Here is a 16,560-nt window from a genome sequence, read left to right on the forward strand (position 1 = left end):
CCTTACCGGCAGTTCGGGCGGCCGGGCTACTGGCCCGGGATGCGCACGGGCGGGGTGAACGGGTTCTTCATCGGGCCGAGCGAGTCCAGGTCGACCTCGACGAGCGTCGGTCCGTCGGAGGCGACGGCTTCGCCGATCACCCGGGCCGCGTCCTCCTCGGCACCGATACGGGCGTACGGCAGTCCGCACGCCTGGGCGAGGAGAGCGAAGTCGGGCGTCGTCAGGTCGACCCCGGAGCGGCGTTCGCTGTGGCGGTCCTGCATGTTGCGCAGGACTCCGTAGCCGCCGTCGTTGAAGACGATCAGGGTCAGCCGGGGGCGCTCCTGGGCGAGGGTGAGGAGCTCGCCGAGGTGGACGGCGAGTCCTCCGTCGCCCGCGATCACGACGGTGGGCGCGTCGGGGCGGGCGAGGGCGGCGCCGATGCCCATGCCCAGGCCCTGCCCGATGCCGCCGCCGCGCGGGAAGACGTTGTCCCGGGGGTCGTACATCTCCAGGAGCCTGTTGCCCCAGCTGCTGGAGGGGATGGTGACGTCGCGGGCGACGACGGCCTCGCGGGGCAGGGCGGCGCGGATCGCGTCGCAGATCGCGGCCTGCGGGCCGATGTTGTCGTGCAGGATCGCGCGCACCTCGGTGCGTACGGCGCCGATCCGGTCCGTCCAGCCGGGCTCGGCGGGCACGGCGTGCGGCAGCAGGCCGGTGAGGGCCTCGGCCGCGTCGGCGTGCAGCGCGTGGGTGGCCGGGTGGACCCTGCCGATGGAGGCGGCGTCGACGTCGATCTGGATGTGCGCCCCGGGGAGCCCGAGCGTGTAGTCGGCGGTCTCGTTCGACCGGAAGTGCGTGCCGATGGTCAGCAGGACGTCCGCGTCGGCGAGCAAGGCGCGGACGGCGGGCGTGGTGGCGAAGTTGCCGATGACCTGCTCGTGGTCCTCGGGCACGCTGCCGCGCCCGGAGTTCGAGGTGATCAGTCCCGCGCCGGTGGCCTCCAGCAGGGCGGCCAGCTCGCCGCGCGCGGTGTTCGCACCGCCGCCCGCCCAGATCAGGGGGCGCCGGGCGGAGGCCAGGAGGGCTCCGGCGGCGGCGAGTTCCTCCGCGCCCGGGGTGAGGGGCGCGGGCCCGGCGTGGTCCTCGGGTTCGTCGGTCTGCGCCGCGTACTGGAGGTCGATGGGCCATTCCACGCTGGCGGGTCCGCCCGGTGAGGCGAGCGCCGCGCGGGCCGCCTCGCGCAGGATGCTGCCCGCCCGTGCGGCGTCCGGCACGCTCCTGGCGTACGCGGAGACGGCCGTGAGCATGCCGAGCTGGTCCTTGGTCTCGTGGATGAACCCCCGTCCGCTGCCCAGGAACTCGCTCTCCACCTGACCGGTGATGTGCAGGACGGAGCTGCCCGCGCTGAGCGCCTCGATCAGCGATCCCGCCGCGTTGCCGGCGCCGGTCCCGGTCGAGGTGAGGGCGCAGCCGAGGGTGCCGCGGGCGCGGCCGTAGGCGTCGGCGGCCGATGCCTCGTGCCGCACGGGTACGAACCTCAGCTCGCGGTCGACGGCTTCGACGAGCGGCAGGTTGTGGACGCTGACGATGCCGAAGACGGTGTCGATGCCGAGTTCGCGCAGGACGGTGACGAGGAGATCGCCTCCGTTGTCGTGACGCATGGTGGTGTCTCCTCAGAGGATGGAGCGGCCGACGCCGCCGCAGACGTCGATGCTGGTGCCGGTGATGTAGGAGGCGCGGGGCGAGAGCAGGGCGACGACCGCGTAGGCGACTTCTTCGGCCCTGCCGAGGCGGCCCAGCGCGATGCCCCGGTCCTCGGCCAGTTCCGCCTGCCACTCCTCGTAGGTCAGGCCGGAGTCCGCGGCCGCGTGGCGGCGGGTCCACTGCCCGGTGTCGACGAGACCGAGGCAGACGGAATTGACCCGGATCCCGTCGCCGGCGAGTTCGACGGAGAGGGACTTGGAGAGGTTGAGGATGCCGGCGCGGGCGGCGCTCGTGGTGATCAGCCGGGTCTCGGGCTGCTTGGCGAGGACCGCGTTGATGTTGACGACGCCGGCCGCTCCGGAGGCGGCGAGGTGGGGGCGCGCGGCCTGGAGCGGGTTGAGCACCCCGGCGAACTTCAGCTCCAGCTCGTCGCGCCAGTCGTCGGCGGTGGAGTCGTCGAGTCCCTTCATGCGGGACTGCCCGGCGTTGTTGACGAGGCCGTCGATGCCGCCGAACGCGTCGGCGGTGCGGGCGGTGAAGTCGCGTACGGCGTCGGCGTCGCGTACGTCGCAGACGCCGGTGAGCAGGCGGTCGCTCCCCGCGCCGAGGCCGGCGGCGGCCTTGGCGAGGCGGTCGGCGTCACGGCCGCAGGTGGCGACGCGGGCGCCCTCGTCGAGCAGGGCGCGGACCGTGGCCAGGCCGACGCCCGAGCTGCCGCCGGTGACCACGATCGTGCGGTCGGCGAGGCCCAGATCCATAACTCGTTTCTCCTGCGGTTCAGTTCATGGTGAAGCCGCCGTTGACGGCGATCACCTGTCCGGTCAGATAGCGGGACTCCTCGCCGAGCAGGAAGGAGACGATCCCCGTGAGGTCGTCGGGCTGCTGCGGCCGGGAGATGGCCCGGTTCATGCGGTAGAGGTCGTGCCGTTCGGCGGGCACGGTCTCGGTCGCCTCGCACTCGGTGAGGCCGGGGGCCACCGCGTTGACGGTGATCCCCTTCTCACCGAGCTCGCGCGCCATGGCCCGGGTGAGCGCGATGACGGCGCCCTTGGAGGCGATGTAGTGCGCGAGGCGCGGGGAGCCGTACAGGGCGGCGTCCGAGGCGATGTTGACGATGCGGCCGGGCTCGGTGAAGAGCGGGTACAGGGCCTTCGACACCAGCCAGGGGCTGCGGGCGTTGACCGCCATCAGCCGGTCCCAGACCTCGATGTCGATGTCCTGGAACTCACTTCCGCCCACCCCGTTGGCAAGCGCCGCGTTGTTGACCAGGCCGTACAGCGGGCCGAGCCCGCGCACCGCTTCGGCGAGCGCCCCGACCGACGCGGGGTCGGCGACGTCGCACCGCACGAAGTGGGCGTCGATGCCCTCGGCGCGCAGTCCGTCGGCCGCGTGCTCGCCCCGGTCGCGCTCCAGTTCGGCGAGGACGACCCGGAAGCCGTCGGTTCCCGCCCGGCGGGCCATGGCCAGTCCCAGGCCACGGCCCGCTCCGGTGACGACGACGGTGCGCCGGCCTGCCGGGGGCAGGTCAGCCACGGGTCACGCCGTGCATCGGCGAGTACTCGGGGTAGGTCGGCACCTGCGGCTTCTGCGTGCCGATGACGACGCAGAACAGGGCGTCGGTGTCGCCCTCGTTCTTGAGGGACCGGGTCACGCCGGCGGGGACGACGATCATGTCGCGGTAGCCCAGGGTGCGGTACTCGGCCTCGTCGGCGCCGCGGTGGATGCCGACCTTGACCTCGCCCTCCAGGACGAAGAAGGCCTCCTCGACGTCGTGGTGGGTGTGGGCCGGGCCCTCGGCGCCGGGCGGCAGCAGCATGTTGGAGAAGGTGAAGCCGCCGGAGGGGAGGATGCGGCTGTCGCTCTCGTGGTTGCCGGTGGCGCCGGAGCCGACGTAGCGGATCTGGCCGCGGCGGAACTGCGGGCCGGCCTTCTCCTGGAAGGAGAGGGTGTCGAAGTCGGCGACCCGGGAGGCCTTGGTGGCGATGAGGGAGTCGGTGTACGCGGAGAGGTCGTCGCCGTTGTCGTACGCGTCGGTGGTCAGAGGCATGGTGAGGGCTCCTGTTCGGGGATGGCTGCGGTGATGTGGAGGTGGGAGAGCACCCAGGCGTTGAAGTGGCCCGGCTGCTCCTGGTTGGCCAGGTGACCGGCGTCCTTGACGATCACGTAGGCGGTCTTGTGGATGGCCCCGGCGATGGCCTGGCTCGCCTCGATGCCGGTGACCCGGTCCTGTTCGCCGCAGAGGACGAGGGTGGGGGCGGCGATCGAGGGGAGTTCGGCGCGCAGGTCGGCGGAGGCCATGGACTCGGCGGCGTGGGCGTAGCCCGGCAGCCGTACCGAGGCGGCCATGGTGTCCACCACGCGGCGCACCAGCTCGTCGGGCGCGGCAGGCGAGACGAGGCGCGGGCCGCGGGCCTCGGCGAAGGCGCGGGGGCCGAGCTCGGCGAGGTCGGCCGCCCTGGCCCGCATGCCCCGCGCCTTCGCCTCGTCCGTGCCCGATCCGGGGCTGGAGTCGGCGATGATCAGCGAGGCGACCAGCTCGGGGTGGCGGGTGGCGAGCCGCAGCGCGATCACACCGCCCCAGGACACGCCGAGGACGTGCGCGGTGGTGGCGCGCTCCCGGATGAGGGCGGCGGCCGTGTCGGCGTAGTCGTCGAGGCCGAGCGGGGCCTCGGGGTCGGGCGACTTGGCGTATCCGGGGGCGTCCCAGGCCACGACCCGTGCGTAGGAGGAGAGTTCGGCGAGTTGCGGGGCGAAGGCCGCCGAGGACGAGCCGATGCCGTGCAGGCAGAGCAACAGGGGGCCCCGGTCGCCGGCCTCCTCGACGTGGACGGGGGCGGCGCTCACAGGATCTGCCCGGTGCGGCCGGCTATGGCGGCGAGGCTGCGCAGTACGGCGTAGGGCACCACCTGGCTGGTGGCGGGGTTGCCGGGGTCGGGCAGGTGCGCGACCTCGAAGCGGTAGGAGCCGTGTCCGCCGGACGCCTCGATGACATGGCGGGTGTGGTGGGCCGCCGGGTCGGCGACGACCTGGACCCGCACAGTGTCCAGGTCGCCGACGGCCAGCGCGACCGAGGCGGCCACGTTCGTCGACTTGGGGAATTTGACCGGCACCTCGCGGGCGGTTCCGGACATGACCTCGACGGGGCCGGTCGCCGTCCGCATCCGGTTCAGCAACTCCGCGTCCATCCACGGCTGTTCGAGGGTCGAGGGCAGCTTGGTGGTGGTCAGCCGGACGTCGTCGAGCGGACCGAGTGAGCGAACCGCCTGGAGCAGGTCGAGGCCGCCGACGGCGCCGCCCGTGAAGTACACCCGGCCGGGCCCCGCGGCGAGCAGCCGCTTCGTGAGCTCGTCGTCGGTCAGCGCGCCGGTGGAGGCGATCAGCAGATCGGTGCCGGAGGCCAGGACCCGCTCGCCCCATTCGCGTACGACGCCCTGTCCGGCGGCCTCGACGATCAGGTCGCAGACCTCCATGGCCTCCTCGAAGGTGGCCTGGGGCACGGGGGCGGCGTCGCCGAGCGGGCGGTTGTCGATGATGTGGACGAGCTCGGCGCCGGCGATCCGCCCTTCGGCGAGCGCGGTGCCGACGACCCGGCCGATGGCGCCCCAGCCGACGACGGCGACCTTGCGTACGGTGCTCATGCGGTGGCCTCCTGGGCGTCTACGGGAGCGAGCGGGCCGGAGCCCGGGGTGTCGGGGGAAGCGAGCGGGCCGGGGTCCGGGGAGCCCGCCATGCTGCAGCGGATCTCCTTGGACGGCGCGCCGGCCGTGCCCCACAGGTCGGACAGTTCGGGGACCCGCCGCCACACCCGGGCGATCCAGGCGTCCTCGACGATCTGGGCGACCTCCGAGGTGTATTCGCAGACCAGCCCGGAGGGGTCGGTGAAGTAGGAGAAGGTGTTGTTGCCCGGCCCGTGCCTTCCGGGCCCCCACTGCGGTGTGATGCCGTGGTGGCGCAGCCGTCCGAGGCCCCGCATGAAGTGGTCGACCGAGCTCATCTCGTACGCCACGTGGTTCAGCGAGGTCCACTCGGCCTGGTTGAAGGCGATGCAGTGGTGGTCGCTGTTACAGCGCAGGAACGCCATCTGGTGCTCGGACCAGTCGGAGACGCGCAGTCCGAGCACATCGCAGTAGAAGGCGACGGCGGCGTCGATGTCGGTGGTGTTGAGCACGGCGTGCGTGACGCCGACGGGTACGGCGCCGTCCCGGCCGCGCGGGGTGACGGCCTCGACCTGGGCGCTGATCTCGATGAGGCGTCCCTCGGGATCGGTGAAGCGCAGCCCGTAGCCCCCGCCGGCCTGGTCCAGCGGTCCGGGTCCGGCGACGGGCACGATCGAGCGCGCCTCGAGGCGCCGGGCCGCCTGGTCGACCTCGGCCGGGGTGGCGACGGCGAAGGCGATCCGGCCGAGGCCGACGCGGTCCCGCTGGGTGAGGTGGAGCACGTGGTGCTCGTCGCTCGTACCGCGGAGCCAGCGGGCGCCGGTGTCGGACTCGACGGTCTCCAGGCCCCAGACGTCCTCGTAGAAGTCGGCGGCCTCGGTGAAGGCGGGGGTGTGCAGCTCGACATAGCGCAGGGAGCGGAGCCGGGCGATCGGACCGGGCGGTGGTTGCATGGGGTTCCTCCGGGAAAGGCAGGTGTGCCGGGTCAGTTGGCCCACGGGAGCGGGTGGTCCGAGACGCCCCAGTACAGGGACTTCTGGCGCTGGTAGGCGCGGATCGCGTCGCGGCCCTTCTCGGTGCCGAGGCCGCTGTCCTTCCACCCGCTGAAGGGGGTGGAGGCACTGAACTGCTTGTACGTGTTGATCCAGACGGTTCCCGCCTGGATCCGGCGGGCGAGCACCCCGGCGGCCCGGAGGTCTCGGGTCCAGATGCCGCAGGCCAGGCCGTAGACGGAGTCGTTGGCCTGGCGGACCAGGTCGTCCTCGTCGTCGTAGGGCAGGGCGACCAGGACCGGGCCGAAGATCTCCTCCTGGCAGGTGCGCGAGGTGTTCGCCAGCCCGTCGAGCACGGTGGGCAGGTAGTACGCCCCGTCCTCGTAGAGCTCGCCCTCGGGCGCCGATCCGCCGCACAGCACGCGGGCGCCCTCGGAGCGGGCGAGGTCGACGTAGGCGGCGACGGAGTCGCGGTGGCGGTGGTGCACCAGCGGGCCGACCTGGGTGGCCGGGTCGGTGCCGGGCCCGACGCGCAGGGTGCGTACGCGTTCGACGAGTTCGCCGACGAAGGAGTCGTAGATCTCGCGGGCCACGAAGAGCCGGGAACCGGCGATGCAGGACTGGCCGCTGGACGAGAAGATCCCGAACAGCACTCCCGCCAGGGCCTGTTCGACGTCGGCGTCGGCGCGCACGATGGTCGGCGACTTGCCGCCCAGCTCCAGCGAGGCGGGGATGAGCTTCCGGGCGGCGATCTCGGCGATGGACCGCCCCGTCTCCGTGCCGCCGGTGAATCCGACGCGGCCGACGAGGGGGTGGCGCACCAGGGCGTCGCCGACCACCCGGCCGCTCCCCGGGAGGACCGAGAGCAGCGCGGCGGGCAGCCCGAACTCGTCGAGCGCCCGGGAGATCAGCCGGCCGAGGGCCAGGGAGACCAGGGGCGTCCACGCCGCGGGCTTGAGGATGACGGCGTTCCCGGCGGCGAGCGCGGGGGCGATCTTCTGCGCGTCGCTGGCGATCGGGGAGTTCCAGGGGTTGATGGCGCCGACGACGCCGATCGGCTCGTGCGTGCTCACGGTGACGTACGCGCCCCGGGACGGGGTGACCGCGTCCTCGGCCGTCTCCAGGACGGCCGCCATGTAGCGGAAGGTGCCCGCCGCGCTGAGCGCGAGCGCCCTGGTCTCGGTGAGCGTCTTGCCGGTGTCGGCGGTCTGGAGCGCGGAGAGCTCGTCGGCGGACTGCTCGGTGAGCTCGCCGATCCGGTGCAGCAGCCTGGCCCGGTCGTGGGCGAGCAGGTCGCGCCACGCCGGGTCCGCCACCGCCGCCGCGGCGGCCTGCGCCGCCTCGGCGACCTCGTCCGCCGACGCGGAGTGGACGGTGGCGAGGACGCGGCCGGTCGACGGGTCGACGGTGTCGACGGGCTCGCCCGCACCGCGCCGCCACTGGCCCGCGATCAGGATTTCGGTGGGGAACTGCACGGGTGGACCTCCGGACGAGGCGGGAAGGGGGGTGGACTCCGGGTGCGGACAGGCTCGTCGGGTTACCGCCCCCGGACTGCCGAAGTGCTAGAAATCTAAGCGCTTAAGTTTCTCGACACAAGACCCCGAGGTGAAATCGTTGCCTGGAAGTCCTTGAGCACCACATCCATGGCGCCGATGATGGTGGCCGAGTCGCCGGGAGTCAGCTTCCTAAGCTCTTAACTATTGACCGCTTAGATATTGGACCCTACTGTCTCCGCAACTCACTGCCCGCGGAAGGACACCCTCCATGACGACTGTGGCCGGCAAGCCATCACTAGGCTCCATTGCCGCGAGACTTGAACGACTGCCGCACTCGCGCTGGCACATCAAGGTCCGGTTCCTCATCGGCGCCGTGACCTTCTTCGAGGCCTTCGACCAGCTCCTGGCCGCCTCCGCGCTGCCCGTCCTGATGAAGGAATGGCACCTGAGCACCGGGCAGGCCACGTTCGCGGTCACCTCCGCTTCGATCGGCATGCTGCTCGGCGCCCTCGCCGCCGGCTGGCTGGGCGACCACATCGGCCGGGTGCGCACCGTCGCCCTGGGCGTCGCGGTGACCGGCCTCGCCAGTCTCGCCGTGGCCTTCTCGGGCAGCATCGAGACCTTCTCGCTCTTCCGCTTCGTGCAGGGGCTCGGTATCGGCGGTGTCGTGCCGGTCGCCGCCACGTACATCAACGAGATCGCCCGCTCCGACAAGCGGGGCCGCTTCGTCCTGCTGTACGAGATGATCTTCCCGGCCGGGCTCGCGGCGGCCACACTGCTCGCCGTCTGGGTGGTGCCGGCCTTCGGCTGGCGCGCGATGTTCCTCGTCGGCGCCCTCCCGGTGCTGATCGCCGCCCTGCTGCCCCGCCATGTCGAGGAGTCCCCGCGCTGGCTGCTGGCCCGTGGGCGTACGGCGGAGGCGGAGGCCGCCATCGCCCGGATCGAGGCGGAGGTCGCCCGGGCCACCGCCGAGGAGCTTCCCGCGCCGGTGCCGTCCACGGACGAGAACGAGCCCAAGGGCACGCTGATGGACCTCTTCCGGGGGCGCTATCTGCGGCGTACGGCGGTGCTGTCCGGCCTGTGGTTCGTCGCGTACTACGTCAACCACGGCATCTCGACCTGGCTGCCTTCGCTCTACACGAAGGAGTTCGACCTCGACCTCACCACGGCCCTGGTCTTCACCCTGGTCAGCAATGTCACCGGCCTGCTGGGCACCTTCGTGATGGCCATGCTGATCGACCGCATCGGCCGCAGGCCCGCGCTCATCGGCGCGTTCGTCGGCACCGTGCTCTCGCTCGGCGTGCTGGCCGTCGCCGGCGCGACCTCGGGCGGCCAGGTCGCCCTGTTCGCCTCCTGTACGACCTTCTTCCTGTACGCGATCAACGCGGGCCTGTACCTCTACTCCCCCGAGCTGTACCCGACGTTCAACCGGGCCAAGGGTGCGGCGTTCGGCGGCCTGTGGAACCGGATCGGCGTCATCCTCGGCCCGGTGACCGTGGGCGCGATCATCGGGGCGGGCGGCAGCCTGGCCCTGGTCTTCGCGCAGCTCGCCGTGGTCGGAGCGGTCGGCGCCCTGATCGCGTGGTTCGCCGTCGAGACCAAGGGCAGGACGCTGGAGGAGCTGAACAGCTGATGATTCCGCTCCGGGGCCGGTGGCCGAGGGCAGTGTTCACTGCTCCGGGCCACCGGCCCCGAGCGTCTGCCCCAGGGTCCCCAGCAGCGCGGTGAGCCGCCGCCTCTCCCCCGGCCCCATTCCGGCCAGCAGCTCCCGCTCCTGCGCCTCGCGGACGGCCGCCACCCGGCCGGTCAGTTCCAGGCCCTCGGCCGTGAGGCACAGCCGGACGATCCTGCGGTCGGCGCTGTCGCGCTCCCGCCGGATGAGCCCGGCCTCCGCGAGCCTGTCGGCCTGCTGGGTGAGCCCTCCGGCGCGGACCGCGCCGGCCGCAGCGACCTCGCCCATCGTCAGCCGGTGGGGCGCCCCCGCCTCGCGGAGGGCGGCCAGCACGTCGTAGGCGGGCAGGCTGATGCCGTACGCGCGCACGGCCCGGCCGACGGCGAGCTGATGACGCGCGGCGCAGTCGTCCAGGAGCGCGAAGAGCGGCCCCGGGGACTCGGAGGACGCCCCGGAAGACGGAGAGGGCGCCGCGGGGACTTCCTCCGCCGGCTGCCCGGGTGGCGTCCCCGCCGCCCCGGGAGCGGGGTGTCCCGGACGCGGTCCCCGGCCGGGGTCCGCCGCCCCCGGCGCGCGCGTCCCGGCGCCGGGACCGTCCGGGGACCCGCCGAACGCCGTGGCCAGTACGTCCGTCAGTGCCGCGGCGAACTCCTCGGTCGGCACGGAGGCGGCCGGTTCGTGCGCGAAGAGATAGCGCTCCATGATCACGCCGAACAGCACACTGCGGACGACCGAGGTCCGCACATCGGCATCGGCGCCCGTGCCGAGCACCTGGGCCAGCGGCTCGCCCACCTGCCGGTCGAGGATCGTCCGCAGCAGTCCGGCGCTCGGCGGATGGCTGACCGCCGAGCGGATCAGTGCGGGCCAGGGGTCGTCGGCGGGCAGCCGGTCCCAGCGGTCGAGATAGGCGCGGGCCAGGGCGCACGGCAGATCTCCCGGCTCACCGGCGGCCGCCGCGAGCAGATCGCCGCTGACGCCCGCCCCGTCGCCGACCGCCTCGCGGAAGAGACCGTCCTTGGTGCCGAAGTACGCCATCACGAGGCCGGGTGTGACCCCGGCGTCGGCCGCGATGGCGCGTACCCCCACGCCCTTGTAGCCGTGCGCGCCGAAGAGGCGCCGGGCCGCGTCGAGCACCGCCCGGCGGTTGCCTTCGGGGTCATGGGAGCCGGGCCTGCGCTGCGCGGCCGCCTCCGGGGCCTCGGCCCGTGCACTGCCGCCGGAGCGCCGTCGTCCGCTCTTGGTCTTGCTCTCTGGATCCACATGCATCAGATTAAACGGATGTTTATAAAAACAGTCGTTCAAAACGAGTCATGCGCGGTGCACGGGACCCGCGCCGGCGGCGAGCGGCAGACCGCTGCCACCGCGCCGTACGGCGACGATCTCCGCCAGGACGGACAGCGCGGTCTCCTCGGGCCCCCTGCCGCCGAGATCGAGGCCGATCGGCGAGCGCAGACGGGCGAGTTCGGCCCTGGTCGTACCCGCCTCCAGCAGCCGCTCCACCCGGTCCTCGTGCGTCCGGCGGCTGCCCATGGCGCCCACGTAACCCGCCCTGCTGCGCAGCGCCAGGGTGAGCACCGGGAGGTCGTAGCGGTGGTCGTGGGTCAGGACGCACACCGCCGTCGCCTCGTCCACGAGGTCCTCGTGGGCCCGGAACCAGCGGTCGGGGCGGTCGACGACGACCTCGTCGGCCCCGGGGAAACGCCCGGCGTCCGCGAAGGAGGGCCTGGCGTCGCAGACCGTCACCCGGTGCCCGAGCGCCGCGCCGAACTGCGCCAGCGGCCGGGCGAACTCGGCCGCGCCGAAGATCAGCAGCAGGGGCCGTTGTGCGAAGGACTGCACCAGCAGCTCGCGCTCCGGCACGCAGTCCGGGCCCGCCACACCGCCCTCCCGCCCCTCGCCGACGGTCAGCGGGCCGCTCGCGCCGCGGCCGAGCATGCCCTCGGCGGCCAGGACGGCGGCGCGGTCGACGGCCGGATCGCCGAGTGAGCCGCTCACCGTCCCGCCGCCCACGGCGAGGCTCCCCGAGCCGTCGACCGCCGTGACCAGGGCGACCGGGACCCCTGCGGCGAGGTCTGCCGACACCCGGCCGAGCGGCGCCTCGGGACACACCTCCCGGATCAGCACCTCGATCGTCCCACCGCAGGTCAGGCCCACCGCGAAGGCGTCGTCGTCGCCGACTCCCCAGCGCTGGACGACCGGCGGTCCGCCCGAGAGGATCTCCTCGGCCTCGGCGACGACGGCGGCCTCGACACAGCCGCCGGAGACGCTGCCCACGACGCGGCCGTCCTCGGCCACCAGCATGGAGGCTCCGGGTCCGTGCGGGGCCGAGCCCCAGGTCCGCACCACGGTCGCGATGACACAGCGGGTGCCCGATCTCTGCCAGGCAGCCGCCTGGTCGATGACATGTCGCATTTCGCTCACTTCGGGACGTGAAATCTGCGGGAGCCTCTTGCCAACGAGAAACTTTAGTGTAAATCATTTCAGGTACTAGATAGATCTGTGCGTGTCGATTCGCACGTGGACGTGGAGAGCGCCACGGCGTGACGACCATCCGAGAGGCCCGGTGGCAGCAGATTTGAAACCCACACCCTTCGACTACACCGCCCCCCGCACCGTCGCCGAGGCGGTCGCGCTCCTCGGCGACCCGGCACGTGACGCCAAGGTCGTGGCGGGCGGCCAGTCCCTGATCCCCATGCTCAACATGCGACTCGCGCGCCCCGAACTCCTCGTGGACATCACCCGCATCCCCGACCTGGCCCGGCTGTCCGTCGACTCCTCGGGCGCCCTGCACATCGGCGCGGCCGTCAGGCAGGCCCGGGCCGCGGCCGACCCGGCCGTACGGCGCGGATGGCCCCTGCTGGCCGCCGCGATCGGGCACATCGGCCACCCGCAGATCCGCAGCCGGGGCACCGTCTGCGGCAGCCTGGCCCACCACGACCCGGCGGCCGAACTCCCCACCGCGGCACGGGCACTGGACGCCCGCTTCGCGATCACCGGGCCGGGTGGCAGCCGTACCGTGTCCGCCGAGGACTTCTTCGTCGCCACGTTCTCCACGGCCGTCGAGCCCGACGAGCTGCTCACCGAGGTCGTCGTGCCCGCGCCCGGGGCGCGGACCGGCTGGGCGTTCGAGGAACTCACCCGCAGACACGGCGATTTCGCGACCGTCGGGGTGGCCGTCCTGCTGGAGCGGGACGCCACCACGGACACGGTCGGAGGTGCCCGCGTCGTCTTCAGCGGGGCGGGCCCCGTCCCCGTACGCCTGGCCGCCGTGGAGGACGCGCTGCTCGGCACCGATGCCGGCGAAGAGGCGCTGGCCGGGGCGGCGCGTGCGGCGCTCGCGGGCCTCACCCCCTCCGACGACGTCCATGCGAGCGCCGCCCACCGGCGCGAGACCGCCGCCCATCTCCTCGTCCGCGCCTGTACCACCGCCTGGGAGCGCTGCTCATGACCCCCTCCGTCCCGACCCCTCTCACCGCCCGCACCCCACCGCTGTCCGAGCCCTCCGGCTGGCACCGGATCGCGCTCACCGTGAACGGCGAGCGGATCACCGCCGAGGTCGAGTCCCGGCTGCTGCTCAGCGACTTCCTGCGCGACCGGCTCGGTCTGACCGGCACGCATGTCGGCTGCGAACACGGGGTGTGCGGGGCGTGCACCGTGCTCGTCGACGACGAACCGGTGCGCACCTGTCTGACGCTGGCCGTGCAGTGCGAGGGCGCCTCCGTCCGCACCGTCGAGAGCCTCGCCCCGGGCGACGCTCCGCTGACCCCCGTCCAGCGCGCCTTCCACGAATGCCACGGCATGCAGTGCGGCTTCTGCACCCCCGGCTTCGTCATGACGACGACGGCCCTGACCGAACAGCCCGAACGGCCCGGCACCGAGCAGGTCGCCGACGCCCTCAGCGGGCATCTCTGCCGGTGCACCGGCTACCGCAACATCCGCCGTGCCGTGTGCCAGGCACTCGACGAGAGCTTCGGGGAGTGACCCGCATGTCCCACGATGGAGACCCCGGACGGCAGGACGGCAACTGGATCGGCCGGTCCGTCCCACGCGTCGAGGACGACAGGCTGCTGCGCGGAAACGGCCGCTACGTCGACGACATCGCCCTCCCCGGAGGCGTCGAGGCCGCCTTCCTGCGCAGCCCGCACGCCCACGCCCGTATCGAGTCCGTCGATGTGAAGGCCGCGCTGGAGTCACCGGGCGTCGTCGCCGTGTGGACCGGCGACGACGTGGCCGGGCTGCCGCACATGCTCAACAAGGAGGAGCTGCGCACTCCCCCCGGCCTCGCCAGGATCCTGGACCCGACGGTCCGGATGACGCCCATGCCGCTGCTCGCCTCGGAGAAGGTGCTGTACGTAGGCCAGCCCGTCGCCCTCGTCCTGGCGGAGAACCGCTACCTCGCCGAGGACGCACTCGAACTCATCGACGTCCGGTACGCCCCGCTGCCGGTGCTCGTCGACCCCGAGGAGGCACTGACCGAACGGGCGCCCCTGCTGCACGAGGACCTCCCGGACAACACCGCGGTGGCCGTCACCGCACGCGTCGGCGACCCGGACGCCGCCTTCTCCTCCGCGCACACGGTGGTCGGCGAGCGCTTCGAGGCGCACCGCTACGTGGCCTCGCCGATCGAGACCCGAGCGGTCTCGGCCCAGGTCGACCCGTACAGCGGCCGGCTGACCGTCTGGTCGGGGACCCAGACGCCCCACCGGCTGCGCGAGGCCATCGCCCACACGCTCGGCCTCGCCACCGACGCGGTCCATGTCATCGCCGCCGACGTGGGCGGCGGCTTCGGGCAGAAGGGCATCCTCTACGTCGAGGAGCTCCTGATCCCGCACGCCGCGCGGCTGACCGGCCGCCCCGTGCTGTGGCGCGAGGACCGCAACGAGAACCTCACCGCCTCCTCGCACGCCCGTGAGCAGATCCACGACATCGAGCTCGCCGCGGACGCCGACGGCCGCATCGTCGGCGTACGCGACCGGATCACGGTGAACTTCGGCGCGTACAACATGACGGGCCTCGTCGTGCCGTACAACTCGCTCTGCCATCTGCTCGGCCCCTACCGCGTGCCGCACGTGGCCATCGAGGTGACCGGTGTCCTGACCAACACCACCTTCGCCACGCCGTACCGGGGCGCGGGCAGGCCGGAGACGGTGTTCGCGATGGAACGCGCGATGGACAGGCTGGCCGCCGCGCTGGGCCTGGCTCCCGAGGAGCTGAGGGCACGCAACCTCGTCGGTCCGGACGAGATGCCGTACGCCACCGGGCTGGTGGACCGTTCCGGCAGTCCGCAGTCCTACGACTCCGGGGACTTCCCCGAGCTCCTGCGCCGCGCCGTGGCCAAGGCGGACGTGGAGGGGGTGCGCGCCCGGCAGCGCGAGGGAGGCCGGAACGGCAAGCACCTCGGCATCGGCTTCGCGATGTACATCGAGGCCACGGGCCTGGGGCCGTTCGAGACCGCCCGGATCGACATCGCCGCCAGCGGCCGGGTGCGTCTCGCCATCGGGGCGCCCTCCCAGGGACAGGGCCACCGTACGTCGATGGCGCAGATCGCCGCGGACGCCATCGGGGTGCCGGTCGACGTCATCGACGTGACCGGCGGCGACACCGAGGCCACACCGTTCGGCGTGGGCACCATCGCCAGCCGCGCCCTGGTCAACGCGGGCAACGCCACCCACCGGGCCGGCCGGCTGGTCCGCGAGAAGATCATCGACGCCGCGGCGCGCCGCCTCGGTGTCGCGGCGGACGCGCTGGACCTGAGCGACGGGGTGGTCTCGTCGAAGGAACCGGGCGGCCCGTCGATCGATCTGGCGGAGCTGGCCGGCCGGGCCCCGATGCCCGGCACACCCGAGCCCACCGACGGACGGCACGGCACGGAGCTCAGCGAGACCGTCCACTTCCGTCCGCCGGGCTTCGCCGTCGCGAGCGGGGCGCACGCGGCCGTCGTCGAGGTCGACGAGCACACCGGCGGCGTCGAGATCCTGCACTACGTCGTCGTCCACGACGCGGGCGTCATCGTCAACCCGATGATCGCGGAGGGCCAGGTCACCGGCGGTATCGCACAGGGCATCGGCGGCGCGCTGTACGAGGAGATGGTCTACGGGCCCGACGGGCAGCCCCGGACCGGCACCTACATGGACTACCTGGTGCCGACCTCGTCGGAGATCCCCGATCTCGACATGGACGAGCTCCACACCCCGAGCCCGATGAACGACCTCGGCGTCAAGGGACTGGGCGAGGGCGGCGCGATAGCCCCGCAGGCCCTGCTCGCCAACGCGGTCGAGGACGCCCTGCACCCCTTCGGCGTGATCGTGCGCCGTGGCCCGCTCTCACCGAGCCGGGTGCGCGACCTGATCCGCTCCTCGGGCACGGGTGCCCAGGGCGCCTGACACCGCACCACCGCTCTTCTGAACCTCAGGATGGAATCACCATGCAGCTCGACCACTCGTTCACCGTCCCGGCCGACCCCGACGACGCCTGGAAGCTCTTCCACGACCTCGGCCGGGTCGCACCCTGTATGCCCGGCGCCGTGCTCGACACCCTCGAAGGTGACACGTTCACCGGACGCGTCAAGGTCAAGATCGGCGCGGTCCAGATGAGTTACCGGGGCGAGGGCACCGTCACCCGCGACGAGGCGGCACGCTCGATGCACCTCGACCTCAGCGGCAGCGAGACCCGGGGCGCGGGCACCGCGTCCGCGACGGTCACCGCGACCCTGACCCCGGGCGCCGACGGCACCCGGGTCCATGTGCGCACGGACCTCGACATCACCGGCCGCCCCGCGCAGTTCGGCCGGGGCATCATGACCGAGGTCGGCGACCGGCTGGTCCAGCAGTTCGCCGGACGTCTGGAGGACCTCCTGCGCGAGCCCGGCCCCGGCGTCGAGGGAGCCGGGCTCACGGCTCCGGGCGCGCACCCCGCCGAGCCGGAGGCCGTGGACCTCGGCGCGGCAGCGCTGCCGGTGCTGCTCAGGAAGGCGGCCGTGCCCGCGGCGGCCGTGATCGTGGCCGTCGTCCTGATCAGGGCGCTGCGGGGGCGCTCGCGCGGATGATCCACCTTTCTCC

Annotated in this window: 15 protein-coding genes; 5 read left to right on the forward strand and 10 right to left on the reverse strand. The window is 72.9% G+C overall.

Annotation, left to right across the window (positions count from 1 at the left end; translation table 11 throughout):
• Nucleotides 1-26: 26 nt before the first annotated feature.
• Genes AMK10_RS22445 through AMK10_RS22480 form a run of 8 tightly spaced genes read right to left on the reverse strand, consistent with a single transcriptional unit; the run spans nucleotide 27 to nucleotide 7,809 of the window.
• Entirely contained in the window at nucleotides 27-1,643 is a 1,617-nt protein-coding gene (locus AMK10_RS22445; RefSeq protein ID WP_073749696.1) for a thiamine pyrophosphate-binding protein, read from the reverse strand.
• A 12-nt stretch (nucleotides 1,644-1,655) separates the two neighbouring features.
• Complete coding sequence (locus AMK10_RS22450) at nucleotides 1,656-2,444, reverse strand: SDR family oxidoreductase (protein WP_073749697.1); 789 nt, start codon at nucleotides 2,442-2,444, stop codon at nucleotides 1,656-1,658.
• A gap of 19 nt (nucleotides 2,445-2,463) precedes the next feature.
• Entirely contained in the window at nucleotides 2,464-3,219 is a 756-nt protein-coding gene (locus tag AMK10_RS22455; RefSeq protein WP_073749698.1) for an SDR family oxidoreductase, read from the reverse strand.
• Nucleotides 3,212-3,733 (reverse strand): cupin domain-containing protein, encoded by a 522-nt coding sequence (locus AMK10_RS22460; RefSeq protein ID WP_073749699.1) that lies wholly within the window; start codon nucleotides 3,731-3,733, stop codon nucleotides 3,212-3,214. The genes AMK10_RS22455 and AMK10_RS22460 overlap by 8 nt, the downstream gene beginning before the upstream one ends.
• Entirely contained in the window at nucleotides 3,724-4,530 is an 807-nt protein-coding gene (locus AMK10_RS38160; protein ID WP_073749700.1) for an alpha/beta fold hydrolase, read from the reverse strand. Before AMK10_RS38160 ends, AMK10_RS22460 begins: the two co-directional genes overlap by 10 nt.
• Nucleotides 4,527-5,324: an aspartate dehydrogenase domain-containing protein gene (locus AMK10_RS38165; protein WP_073749701.1), complete on the reverse strand. Its 798-nt coding sequence runs from the start codon at nucleotides 5,322-5,324 to the stop codon at nucleotides 4,527-4,529. The genes AMK10_RS38160 and AMK10_RS38165 overlap by 4 nt, the downstream gene beginning before the upstream one ends.
• Complete coding sequence (locus AMK10_RS22475) at nucleotides 5,321-6,295, reverse strand: VOC family protein (protein ID WP_073749702.1); 975 nt, start codon at nucleotides 6,293-6,295, stop codon at nucleotides 5,321-5,323. Before AMK10_RS22475 ends, AMK10_RS38165 begins: the two co-directional genes overlap by 4 nt.
• A gap of 32 nt (nucleotides 6,296-6,327) precedes the next feature.
• Nucleotides 6,328-7,809, reverse strand: a complete 1,482-nt coding sequence (locus tag AMK10_RS22480; protein ID WP_073749703.1) for an aldehyde dehydrogenase — start codon at nucleotides 7,807-7,809, stop codon at nucleotides 6,328-6,330.
• A 289-nt stretch (nucleotides 7,810-8,098) separates the two neighbouring features.
• Here AMK10_RS22480 and AMK10_RS22485 point away from each other — a divergent pair, with 289 nt between their 5' ends.
• Nucleotides 8,099-9,463, forward strand: a complete 1,365-nt coding sequence (locus tag AMK10_RS22485; RefSeq protein ID WP_073749704.1) for an MFS transporter — start codon at nucleotides 8,099-8,101, stop codon at nucleotides 9,461-9,463.
• A gap of 36 nt (nucleotides 9,464-9,499) precedes the next feature.
• Here AMK10_RS22485 and AMK10_RS22490 read toward each other — a convergent pair whose 3' ends face one another.
• Both AMK10_RS22490 and AMK10_RS22495 read right to left on the reverse strand, forming a co-directional pair.
• Nucleotides 9,500-10,762, reverse strand: a complete 1,263-nt coding sequence (locus AMK10_RS22490) for a TetR/AcrR family transcriptional regulator (protein WP_158070894.1) — start codon at nucleotides 10,760-10,762, stop codon at nucleotides 9,500-9,502.
• Nucleotides 10,763-10,810: 48 nt separating this feature from the next.
• Nucleotides 10,811-11,914, reverse strand: coding sequence for an XdhC family protein (locus tag AMK10_RS22495; protein WP_073749706.1), 1,104 nt, complete (start codon nucleotides 11,912-11,914; stop codon nucleotides 10,811-10,813).
• A 163-nt stretch (nucleotides 11,915-12,077) separates the two neighbouring features.
• Between AMK10_RS22495 and AMK10_RS22500 the strand changes: the two genes are divergently transcribed.
• The 4 genes from AMK10_RS22500 to AMK10_RS22515 are packed head-to-tail and all read left to right on the forward strand — an operon-like array spanning nucleotide 12,078 to nucleotide 16,547.
• Nucleotides 12,078-12,950: an FAD binding domain-containing protein gene (locus tag AMK10_RS22500; RefSeq protein WP_073749707.1), complete on the forward strand. Its 873-nt coding sequence runs from the start codon at nucleotides 12,078-12,080 to the stop codon at nucleotides 12,948-12,950.
• Complete coding sequence (locus AMK10_RS22505) at nucleotides 12,947-13,483, forward strand: (2Fe-2S)-binding protein (protein ID WP_073749708.1); 537 nt, start codon at nucleotides 12,947-12,949, stop codon at nucleotides 13,481-13,483. The genes AMK10_RS22500 and AMK10_RS22505 overlap by 4 nt, the downstream gene beginning before the upstream one ends.
• 5 nt (nucleotides 13,484-13,488) lie before the next feature.
• Complete coding sequence (locus AMK10_RS22510) at nucleotides 13,489-15,885, forward strand: xanthine dehydrogenase family protein molybdopterin-binding subunit (protein ID WP_073749709.1); 2,397 nt, start codon at nucleotides 13,489-13,491, stop codon at nucleotides 15,883-15,885.
• Nucleotides 15,886-15,926: 41 nt separating this feature from the next.
• A complete protein-coding gene (locus AMK10_RS22515) occupies nucleotides 15,927-16,547 on the forward strand; it encodes an SRPBCC family protein (protein WP_073749710.1) in 621 nt (206 codons plus the stop codon).
• Nucleotides 16,548-16,560: the final 13 nt, after the last annotated feature.

It is taken from the genome of Streptomyces sp. CB02058 (assembly GCF_001905505.1).
Lineage (GTDB): Bacteria > Actinomycetota > Actinomycetes > Streptomycetales > Streptomycetaceae > Streptomyces.

What these genes read in the sequence shown, in the direction of transcription:
- AMK10_RS22515 (WP_073749710.1), top strand. Translation starts at nt 15,927, where the DNA reads ATGCAGCTCGACCACTCGTTCACCGTCCCGGCCGACCCCGACGACGCC.
- AMK10_RS38165 (WP_073749701.1), bottom strand. Translation starts at nt 5,324, where the DNA reads ATGAGCACCGTACGCAAGGTCGCCGTCGTCGGCTGGGGCGCCATCGGC.
- AMK10_RS22510 (WP_073749709.1), top strand. Translation starts at nt 13,489, where the DNA reads ATGTCCCACGATGGAGACCCCGGACGGCAGGACGGCAACTGGATCGGC.
- AMK10_RS22495 (WP_073749706.1), bottom strand. Translation starts at nt 11,914, where the DNA reads ATGCGACATGTCATCGACCAGGCGGCTGCCTGGCAGAGATCGGGCACC.
- AMK10_RS22450 (WP_073749697.1), bottom strand. Translation starts at nt 2,444, where the DNA reads ATGGATCTGGGCCTCGCCGACCGCACGATCGTGGTCACCGGCGGCAGC.
- AMK10_RS22460 (WP_073749699.1), bottom strand. Translation starts at nt 3,733, where the DNA reads ATGCCTCTGACCACCGACGCGTACGACAACGGCGACGACCTCTCCGCG.
- AMK10_RS22485 (WP_073749704.1), top strand. Translation starts at nt 8,099, where the DNA reads ATGACGACTGTGGCCGGCAAGCCATCACTAGGCTCCATTGCCGCGAGA.
- AMK10_RS22505 (WP_073749708.1), top strand. Translation starts at nt 12,947, where the DNA reads ATGACCCCCTCCGTCCCGACCCCTCTCACCGCCCGCACCCCACCGCTG.
- AMK10_RS22445 (WP_073749696.1), bottom strand. Translation starts at nt 1,643, where the DNA reads ATGCGTCACGACAACGGAGGCGATCTCCTCGTCACCGTCCTGCGCGAA.
- AMK10_RS22475 (WP_073749702.1), bottom strand. Translation starts at nt 6,295, where the DNA reads ATGCAACCACCGCCCGGTCCGATCGCCCGGCTCCGCTCCCTGCGCTAT.